Genomic DNA, 2,235 nt, shown 5'->3' with positions numbered 1-2,235 from the left:
TGTTCCTCGTCTCGCTGGTCGGCGTGGGGTTCTCGGCGTACGCCCGGCTGGGCGAGGCGCCGCCGGCCGCGCTCAGCGTCGAGCGGGAGCTGTCCGAGGAGTCGCCGGCGCCCGACGAGGAGGTGACGGTGACGGTCACCGTCGAGAACGAGGGGGCCGCGACGCTGCCGGACCTCCGGCTGATCGACGGCGTCCCGCCGGGGCTTTCCGTCACCGACGGCGCCGCGCGGCTGGGCACCGCGCTCCGGCCGGGCAAGCGCGCGACGTTCAGCTACACCGTGACGACGAGCCGCGGGCGCCACGAGTGGCAGCCGCTGACCGCGGTGGTCCGCAACGCCAGCGGCTCCCGGGAGCGCTCGGTCGAGGTCGAGGCGGAAACGACGCTGCGCTGTCTCCCGACACTCGAGGCCAGCAGCGACCTCCCGCTGCGCGGGCTCACGACGCCGTACTCCGGCCGGATCGCGACCGACGTGGCCGGCTACGACGAGGAGTTCCACTCCACCCGGGAGTACCGCCGGGGCGACCCGCTCTCGCGGGTGGACTGGAACCGCTACGCCCGCAGCGGCGAGCTCTCGACGATCTCGTTCCGCGAGGAGCGAGCGGCGACGGTGGTGCTGCTGATCGACACCCGGGAGGAGGCGTACCGTGCGCCGGACGAGGAGACGCCCAACGCCGTCGAGCGGAGCGTCGAGGCCGCCGGCGAGGCGTTCTCGGCGCTGCTGTCGACGGGCGACCGGGTGGGGATCGCGAGCTTCGGCCCGGAGGAGTGCTGGCTCGCGCCCGCGACGGGCGAACAGCACCGCGCGACCGCCCGGCGGCTGCTCGCGGACCACGCGGCGTTCTCGGTCTCGCCCGCCGAGGGACCGTTCTACCCCTCGATCTCGCTGCGGCGCCTCCGCCGCCGGCTCCCCGCGGACGCCCAGATCGTGCTGTTCAGCCCCGTCACCGACGACTACATCGCGTCGGTCGCCGAGCGGCTCGACGCCTACGGCCACCAGCTCACGCTGATCAGCCCGGACCCGACGACCGACGACACCGCCCCCCACCGCCTCGCCCGGCTCGAACGCGACACGCGGCTCCGAGACCTCCGGAGCCACGGCATCCGGGTGATCGACTGGGGCGAGCGCCCGCTGGCGGTCGATCTCGCGCGGGCGACCCGGAGGTGGTCTCGATGACCTGCGCTCCTCGAGCCCACAAGACCGCTCGCCGTCACGAGCGGAGGTGGGAGCGATGAGCGAAATCACCCGCGAGCCGTCCCGATTCGGCGTCGCCGTCTCGGGCGGCTTCGCGCTGCTGTCGATCACCGCGACGGCGCTCGTGGCGCCGACCGGCGCCGCCGTCTCGGGCATCGGACTGCTCGTGCTGGCCGCGGGGCTGGCGCGGGCGTCGCGTCGGCTGGTCACCAACGGCGGCGGCCTCCTGCTGCTCGGCGTGCTGTACGCCGGCTACACGGGGGCGCCGCCGCTGCCGGTGCTGATCGGCGCGCTGTTCGGGGTGCTCGCGTGGGACGCCGCCAGCAACGCCGTCTCCGTCGGCGAGCAGCTGGGGAAAGAGACCGACACGACACGGGCGGAGGTCGTCCACGTCGCGTCGTCGTTCCTCGTCGGCAGCCTCGCCGTCGCCGTCGGCTTCGGCGTGTACGTCGCCGCCGCGGGCGGGCAGCCGATCGCGTCGGTGTTCCTGCTGGTGGTCGGCGCGGTCGCGCTGCTGAACGCGTTACGCTGAACCGTAACCGATTAACCGCAGCACGTCCCACGATTGGATGAGCCGAGGTAGCCTAGCCTGGCCAAGGCGGTAGATTCGAAATCTACTGTCCTCACGGACTCAGGGGTTCAAATCCCCTCCTCGGCGTTTCTGTAGTACAACGCGCCCAGCCCGGAGCGTCGGATCCGGGCACGGCGCCGTACGCGGTCGAAGCTGTACGGAGGATTTGAATCAGGGAGTGGAGCGAACGGAGTGAGCGGAACGGCCGTAGTTCGAACCCCTCCTCGGCGGTTCTCCACTCAGACACGCCCGAGCAGTGGCTCGGCTTCGGCGCCGTCGAACGGACCGTCCGAACGGCCCGCACGCCGCCGGAACGGCCGGACTGTTCCGCGTCCCGACACGATTTCGGCCCGCCTAAACTTCGACGGGCTTATACACGATTAGGTCGGCCTAATCCGTATGGACGACCAACCGAAGTCGACGCGTCGAGCGTATCTGGCAAGCGGTGCCGTCGTCGCCAGCGGCCTGCTG

The 2,235-nt window shown here is 71.9% G+C and carries 3 protein-coding genes and 1 tRNA gene (1 of these 4 cut by a window edge); all 4 read left to right on the top strand.

Going from position 1 to position 2,235, the window contains the following annotated elements; all coding sequences use genetic code 11:
- Nucleotides 1–1,175: DUF58 domain-containing protein (locus ACFR9S_RS11480; RefSeq protein ID WP_379818711.1), on the top strand; the 1,175-nt coding region annotated here is incomplete at its 5' end.
- A 55-nt stretch (nt 1,176–1,230) separates the two neighbouring features.
- Entirely contained in the window at nt 1,231–1,725 is a 495-nt protein-coding gene (locus ACFR9S_RS11475) for a DUF7519 family protein (protein WP_379818710.1), read from the top strand.
- A 41-nt stretch (nt 1,726–1,766) separates the two neighbouring features.
- Nucleotides 1,767–1,851 (top strand) — tRNA-Ser (locus tag ACFR9S_RS11470).
- Between the two features lie 312 nt (nt 1,852–2,163).
- On the top strand, nt 2,164–2,235 hold the start of the coding sequence (locus tag ACFR9S_RS11465; protein ID WP_379818708.1) for an ABC transporter substrate-binding protein. The gene runs 1,032 nt beyond the window's last position; the window shows 72 of its 1,104 coding nt (coding positions 1–72); its start codon is at nt 2,164–2,166; its stop codon lies beyond the right edge, outside the window.

The organism is Halolamina salina (genome assembly GCF_042678005.1).
GTDB classification, from domain to species: Archaea; Halobacteriota; Halobacteria; order Halobacteriales; family Haloferacaceae; genus Halolamina; species Halolamina salina.
The sequence above is the reverse complement of the archived record's forward strand: the minus strand, read 5'-3'. Positions and strand labels throughout refer to the sequence as shown.

Excerpts from the sequence above, each read along its gene's own strand:
- ACFR9S_RS11475 (WP_379818710.1), top strand. The coding sequence starts at position 1,231 with ATGAGCGAAATCACCCGCGAGCCGTCCCGATTCGGCGTCGCCGTCTCG.